The organism is Jhaorihella thermophila (assembly GCF_900108275.1).
Classification (GTDB): Bacteria; Pseudomonadota; Alphaproteobacteria; order Rhodobacterales; family Rhodobacteraceae; genus Jhaorihella; species Jhaorihella thermophila.
Genome location: NZ_FNVD01000042.1, coordinates 1 through 6,955, shown reverse-complemented (window position 1 = coordinate 6,955; position 6,955 = coordinate 1). Strand labels below are relative to the sequence as shown.

At 66.8% G+C, this 6,955-nt stretch carries 6 protein-coding genes and 1 pseudogene; all 7 read right to left on the bottom strand.

Annotated features, from left to right (window positions below):
• A pseudogene (locus C4S70_RS19540) lies at positions 1-570 on the bottom strand (hypothetical protein); the annotation flags it as partial.
• Positions 567-2,894, bottom strand: coding sequence for an AAA family ATPase (locus C4S70_RS17945; RefSeq protein WP_235003893.1), 2,328 nt, complete (start codon positions 2,892-2,894; stop codon positions 567-569). The gene C4S70_RS17945 and the pseudogene C4S70_RS19540, both read right to left, overlap by 4 nt.
• A 44-nt stretch (positions 2,895-2,938) precedes the next feature.
• On the bottom strand, positions 2,939-3,697 hold the full coding sequence (locus C4S70_RS17940; protein WP_104009460.1) for a PD-(D/E)XK nuclease family protein: 759 nt from the start codon (positions 3,695-3,697) through the stop codon (positions 2,939-2,941).
• On the bottom strand, positions 3,697-4,122 hold the full coding sequence (locus C4S70_RS19275) for a DUF6511 domain-containing protein (protein ID WP_235003892.1): 426 nt from the start codon (positions 4,120-4,122) through the stop codon (positions 3,697-3,699). The genes C4S70_RS17940 and C4S70_RS19275 overlap by 1 nt, the downstream gene beginning before the upstream one ends.
• The gene (locus tag C4S70_RS17930; protein WP_104009458.1) at positions 4,119-5,795 is read right to left on the bottom strand and encodes a DEAD/DEAH box helicase; all 1,677 of its coding nucleotides are present in this window, start codon (positions 5,793-5,795) and stop codon (positions 4,119-4,121) included. Before C4S70_RS17930 ends, C4S70_RS19275 begins: the two co-directional genes overlap by 4 nt.
• A gap of 10 nt (positions 5,796-5,805) precedes the next feature.
• Complete coding sequence (locus C4S70_RS17925; RefSeq protein WP_104009457.1) at positions 5,806-6,417, bottom strand: hypothetical protein; 612 nt, start codon at positions 6,415-6,417, stop codon at positions 5,806-5,808.
• Between the two features lie 13 nt (positions 6,418-6,430).
• On the bottom strand, positions 6,431-6,955 hold a 525-nt coding region (locus C4S70_RS17920), incomplete at its 5' end, for an ATP-binding protein (protein WP_146064264.1).

Sequence of the window (6,955 nt, the reverse complement as noted above, 5' to 3'; positions counted from 1 at the left end):
TTCCACCGGGCCGGACAGGCGGTCGATCTCGGTCAGCCAGTTGGTGAAGCGCAGATACCGCATGCCGCCGCCGTCGAAGCGGCCGGGGCGGAAGCTGACCGTGCCGGTGGTGGTCAGTCCGTCAGCCCCCCGCAAGGCCCACCCAGTGGTGGTGCCCAGATCGAGGGCAAGGATGGTGGATGATGGAAAGGTTGGTGTCGCGGCCATTTGGAGGCTCCTTTTTTCCGGCTGCTCGATGAAGGGATGGACAGGATCGCGGTGGACGAAATCGCCCAGGGGTGGGTGGTGGACCTCCCCACCTGACGGGGGGAGTCCACCCACCCCTTTAGGGGTGCCTTTTCCGAAATCTGGAATCTGGCAGAACCATATGATTTCATTGAGGAAATCCAGATTGCGGGTCAGATTGCGGATCAGCCCGTCCGAAATCTGGCACGGGTGCATCAAGCCATTGAAAAACCGACAGAAAACCCAGATTCCAGATTGCGCGCAGATTTCAGATTTCGCGAAATCTGGCCAGATTTCGGATTTCCAGGTCCAGATTTCGGGTGCGTCCGGAGGGGTGAAATTCATGCCTCACCCCCTTCCGGATAGACCCAGACGGCGGGGTTTTCGACCGGCAGAACGGCCCCGGTCTGGGGGCATTTGTAGTGGCTCGGAAACACCCGGACATGAACCGGGGTGACCTCGCCGGTCTCCGCATCCGTGGCATCCTCTCCGGTCGCCAGATCCATGTGCTCGACGCAGAGATAGCCGTACTTGCTGCGGTCCGAGGCGAGGCCGAGATCGCTTGCGGCATCGCCCTTGACGAACTTGACGACGCCCTTGGTGGTCAGGACGTTCAGCCGCTCGCGAATGCTGGTCTGCCCGCTGAGCCCGCTCTTGTTCTCGAAGGCCTCCGCAAAGAGGGTCATGGTGTACATGCGCCCCGAGCGCGCCTCTCGGTGGAGAATGTCGACGATGACCTCGCCCTTGCGATCCCGCTCGGCATCGAACTTCGCCCCCTGTTCGGCGCGCACGAGCCGTTCGTTCATCGGGTTGACCTCGACCCACGCCCCCTTGACCTTGTCGACGAGCTTGGGCTTCAGCGCGGGGCCGTTCCTGAGCTCGATCTCCAGCTTCCGTTCCGATGCCTCCTCATCCGGCCGGTGCAGGATCAAACCCGTCGTGTAGAAGCCCCTGAGCGCGCTGGCGCCCGAGAGTGCGAGGAAAGGATCCTCCTTCACCTGGTGCTTCGAGAGCTTCTTGGTGTGGTGGACGAGGATCACGCCGCAGTCGGGGTTGACGTGGTCGCGCAGCACCTCGACCCGGTCCTTGAGGAAGAACATCATCGCGGCGTTGTCGTTCTCGCCCCCGCCATCGGGCCCGCCGTCGAAGAGGTTGCGGATCGGGTCGATGCAGAGGATGTCGAGGGGATCATCGGGGAACGCCGCCCGGATCGCCGCGGCCACGCGGGCGCTGCCCTCGGCATCGAGCAGCATCTTGAGCTTCGGGGTGACGACGAGGTTGTCGCGCGCGGCGGCGACCAACCCGGGCGGCAGGCCGATCTGCTGCATGCGCTCGCGCAGGTAGTGATACTGGATCTCCGCCTGCAGGTAGAAGATCCGCAAGGGCCGTGGCGGGGTGAAGCCGAGGAAAGGCACGCCGGCGGCCATGTGCACGAGCCAGACGATCAAGAGGTCGCTCTTGCCCACCTTGGGCGCGCCGCCCAGCACCAGGAGCCCGCCCGGGGTCAGCACGCGGGGGCCGATCAGGTCGGCGGGCATCGGGCTCGTGTCGTCGAGCAGCTGCCCCAGAGTGAAGGTGGGCATCTCGTCGGGCAGCGGAGCGGCGCTGTCGAGCCGGACGAGCGGCGGTCCGTGGCGCTCGACATGGCGCGCCCAGAGGCGTTCGGATTCGCGCTTGAGCCGGTCCACCGGCCACTGCGGCCGCAGCATGGCGGCGTTGTAGCCGCAGATCGCCTCCCAACCTTCGGTCTTCGACAGGCGGCCTTCGTGGACAAGCCGGATAAAGTAGCCGATGGCGGCGGAAGCGCCTTCGAAACGCGACCAGTCGTCGGCGCCGCCCTCGCGCACCGGGGTGACCAGCACATCGTCGACAGCGGGCTTGTCGGGCGTGGCGAAGTCCGGCGTCAGGCTCACGCCCGGCGCGGGCGGCATGTCGGCCACGGCCTCGGCGAACTCGTCGAGATCGCGCTCGAGACCAGCGTTCAGGTCGACGATGCGCACGAGCGTCTTGAGGCCGTTCTTGTAATAGACCGAGCCCGCCACCCGGATCGGCTGATGCGCCGAGCGGAAATGCATGTCGCCCCCGACCTTGGCGGCAATATCGCCGCGCAGACGGCAGAGGCGCTGGATATCGTCGCCCTCGGCGGGTTCGGTGAGCTTCCACCAGACGTGGGCCTTGTGCTGCCCCTCGGGCGTGATGCCGCCGCTTTCGACGACCATGGTGGGCGGACCGAGATGGCGCTCGAGATGGGCGCGCTTGGCGGCAATGTCGCCGCTGTCGATGTCCACGACGACGGCCTGCATCTGCGCCACGTCCGTAGCCTTGGCCTGGCCGGACTCTGCCACCGTGCCGGGAATGACGTAGACCGCGGCTCCCTCGCGTGCAGCCCAGCCCGCGAAGGTCGCCATCTTCTCTGGCGCCGTCTCGTCGGCCGCGATCCAGATGTTGTGCGGCCGGCCGTCGATCCCCTGGCCCTTGTCAATGAAGCTGCGCACGGGGATCAGCCCGTCGCAGTAGCCGAAGACCACCTCCATGAAAGAGGCGATCTGCGCAGGATCCGGCTCGTCGCCGAACGGGTCGAGCATGGGCGCCGCGTCGTTGAAGTCGCGCCAGGGGTTGAAATGGACGAGGTTGGCCTCGGGGTGGTCGGTCATGCTGTCGTCGCGCATGTCGGTGTCCTCGGGTGGTTCGGGTGGGTCGGTGGTGTCCTTGCTCATCCGGGCAGCCCCCAGCAGCGCTCGGCCCATGGGCAGAACCGGCATTCGAAGAAATCGCGGTTCCGGGCCACGCGCGGCAGCAACTCGCCCGCGTTCGTCGCCCGCAGGATCCTCACCGCCCGATCCGACATGCGCTGCGCGAGCTCGGCGTCGAAGGGCACGAGCTCGTGGTGCAGCTCAGCGGTGTCCTTGTTGATGGCGGTGAAGAGTGCGGGGTTGGCCGAGAGGCCTGGCACGCTCGCTTCCATGTAGGCCTGGTAGAGCGCGATCTGGGCGGCATAGATCGGCTTGGCAACGGTCACGCCCTTGGCCACCGTCTCGCGCCAGTTCTTGGCGTTCATGGTCTTGCATTCCCAGAGGGCGGGTGTGCGCAGACCCATGGCGGCGGGGGCGCCCATGACGATCCCGTCCACATGGCCGCGAATACGCCCACCGGCGACCGAAAAGCCGAACTGGCCGCCGTCGCGCTTCCGGGTGGCGAGATTGAGCCCGGCGGCGCACAGCCACTCGACGGCGAGATCCTCGAGCGCGTGGCCAATGGCGAAGATGCGCAAGGCCCGGCCCGAGAACTCCTGACCCTCGTCCTTTGGTGCCTGGGTAAACTCGAACTGAAGCGCGCGCTCGCAAGGCTGCCCCAGGCGGGAGGCGCCGAGATAGTCACGCCGCGGGGTCGCGGCGCGTTCGCCTTCAAGCGCGGCATCCACGGCCGTGTTGATGCGTTCAGCGACGCCGGGTCGATGGTTGGAATCCAGCATCAAAACGGCACCTCGGTGGATTCAGCGACGCGCGACATCTCGGCGCCGTAGCCTTCCAGCACCTCCTCGATCAGGGCCGTGACCTCGGTCTCGGAGAGGTCACAGAGGCGCTTCTGCCAGCCGATATCGCCCATCAAGCGACCCAGCCGCTTCATCATCAATGCGATGGCGAGGCGTTCTTCATCGGTCGTTCCGATCATGGTCAGTCCTTTCCTGTGGCGAGCCGCGAACCACCGCTGGCAGGACATCGAGCAGAACCAGCGGTGTTTGCGCGGGCGCGGTTTGTCGGGGTCAAAGAAGCCGAAGCCCTGTGCGGGGCGCAGGCAGACGGCGCAAAGGTGGAAACGCGGATGCCAGAGGCGATCACGGCCCGGTCGATCCGAAGCCTCTGCGGGCGGGGGTGAGACTTGCGCGACATGGTTCACGCGGCCCTCCGTTCAGGCATGGTGGCGGCCTGGACAAGCTGCTGGATGGCGCGCTTGTTGAACCGGAAGGAGATCAGCGCCGAGGCGTGGTAGCGGGTGAGCCCGTAGTCCTGCCGTGCGCTCGGGGGCAGGTATTGCAACTGCTTCTCGGTCGGCGCCTGGCGCAGCCAGCCCCGGGTCTTGAAGGCGCTCTCGTCGCTCTCGTGCGCATTCAGCCAGTCATCGGCCTGCGCAAGGCAGACCGCGCGCTCGCCGATGCCGAGAAGCCGGGGCTGCGCGCCCCGCCGGCCACCGACCGCATACCAGAGCCCGTCCATCCAGAAGATGCCCGCCCAGGCGGTGAAGCCCGTGGCCATCAGCGCCGCCTCGTCGCCGAAGAGATCGACCCACTGGAAACTCGACCGCTTCAGCAGGTCGATCTCGGTCATCACGAAGCCCTCGAGCGCCTCGGCACCGGCCTCGTCCTTGGGCTCGACCAGCAGCGCGCCGCAAAGCGGGCATTCCCGCGCCGCCAGCGGGATCTCGGCCTCGCAGTCCGGGCAGGTCTTGGTGGGCGCCATGCCGCTGGCGTCGCGGCCATCGAGGTCCACGTCCTGTTCCAGCGTGCCGTGCATCAGGCTCGACGTCCCGAAATCCAGCACCACGCAGTCGGTCTTGACGATGCCGGGGTGTTCCTCGGGGTCGACTGTGCGCAGGCCGCGCCCGACCATCTGGATCATGGTGGACTTGCAGGATGAGGGCCGCAGCAGGATCACGCAGGACGTGGGCGGGTGGTCGAATCCCTCCGTGAGCACGGCGACGTTGACCAGCACGGCGATCTCGCCAGAGCTGAAGGCCGCGAGGATGTTGCGGCGCTCATCGGCCGCGAGATCGCCGTGGATCAGCCCCGCCGGGATGCCCGCCGCGATGAAGGCCTCGGCGACGTGGGCTGCATGGGCGACGGTCGAGCAGAAGACGATGGTGGGCCGACCGGCGGCCTTCTCGCGCCAGTGGCGGATCACCTCGTCGGTGACGGGCGCGCGGTCCATGATCCCGGCGACCTCGATCATGTCGAAATCGAGGGCGGTCTTGCGCACCTTTTGCAATTGCTCACGCACGCCCACGTCGATCACGAAGGTGCGCGGCCGCACCAGGTGGCCCGAGGCGATCAACTCCCCCAGCCGGACCTGGTCGGCCACGTTGTCGAAAACCTGGCGCAGCCCCTTGTGGTCGCCCCGGTTCGGCGTCGCCGTGACACCGAAGATGCGGGCCTCGGGGTTGGCGTCGCGCACCCGGTCGACGATGCGGCGGTAGCTGTCGGCAATCGCGTGATGCGCCTCGTCGATCACCAGCAGGTCGAGCTTGGGCATGGTCGCGAGATTGGCGGCGCGCGTGAGCGTCGGCGCCATGGCGAAGGTGACCTGGCCGGACCAGTCCTTCGTGGACGCATCGACCACCGAGGTTGAGATATCGGGATTGACCCGGCCGAACTTCTCCCGGTTCTGGGCTGTCAGCTCGTCGCGATGGGCCAGCACACAGGCCTTGGCGCCGCCTGCGACCAACTTGCCCGCGATGGCGGACAACATGATGGTCTTGCCCGATCCGGTCGGAGCGATCCCGAGCGTATTGCCGTGGGTCGAGAGCGCAGCGAGGCTGCGCTCCACGAAGAGTTTCTGGCGGGGACGAAGGCGCATGGGCTGGCCCTCACTCGGCCCAGGACGGGCGGCCCGGGGTTGCCGGGGTCGCCGGAGCGGTGGGTTGCTGCGCGGTCGAAGACGGCGGCGCAGGTTGCGCAGGCGGCTGATAACCGTGCCCTGCCGTTCCCATGATCTGCGCGTAGTCCCGATGATCCGGCGTCACCGCCGCGCGGATCTCGTTCTTCTCCTCGCCCATGGCGTCGGTGCCGATATCGATCCGGGCCACGAACTCGAGCCCGTCGAGATCGGCAAAGCCACCGATCCGTCGCGCGGCCTGCGCCTGAGGCGACTGGTCCTTGTCGGAAATCCCCCGCGCCGAGTTCAGCATGCCCCTGATCAGGCTGCGGCCCATATTGGCCCAGTCCTGCCCCTTCGGGCTGTAAAGCCCGATCAAAGTGAAGATCTTGCGCCGGGCGTATTGCCCCTCGGTCACGGTGAACTCGCCGTTGAGATACACCGCGCCGGTCGAGCCGCGGGTGGCATAACCCCCGGTCCAGCCCTGCGCGGGGTCATCAAAGCCGCCGGGGCGGATGGTCAGCCGCACCTTGGCGAACGTGCCCTTGGGGATGAGGTTGGCGTTGGATTGCGCGTCGTTGAAGTCGTTCCACAGGCCAGACATGGCATTGGTCCTTTCAGTTGGAGGGATCGGTTTGAGGGTTGGCGGTAGGCGCCGAAATCGCTGGCGGGTCGATCACCAGCGGGCGCGCATCGAGCGGCAGCGGCTGGTGGATCTTGTCGATCAGGCGGCCGAGATCGGGGGGCTCGAGCATCTCCAGTCGCCCCGAGCGGTCCTTGGCCGGATAACCCCAGGGGTTCTGGGTCTGGCAGACGAAGACACGCCGCAACTCGCCCTGTTGGTCGGGCAGCGAGGTCAGCGTCAGCACCTCGTCGACGATGCCGGGCAGCTCGAGCCCGGTCTTCGAGCCCTCGATCTGCGGCACGAAGTGCTTGCGATTGAAGTCGTCGAGCTTCTCGTCGAGGATGCCGACGAAGATCACGTTCTTCGCCCGCGTGTGCTGGAGATGGGTGAGCCAGCCGATCATCTCGCGCCCATGCAACCCGTAGGCGCCGCGCACGTCGGGCTTGCCGGTCTTGTCCGAATGCGCCTCCGGCTGGCCCTTGCACCACTGGAAACACAGCCGGCCGGCGACGGTGAT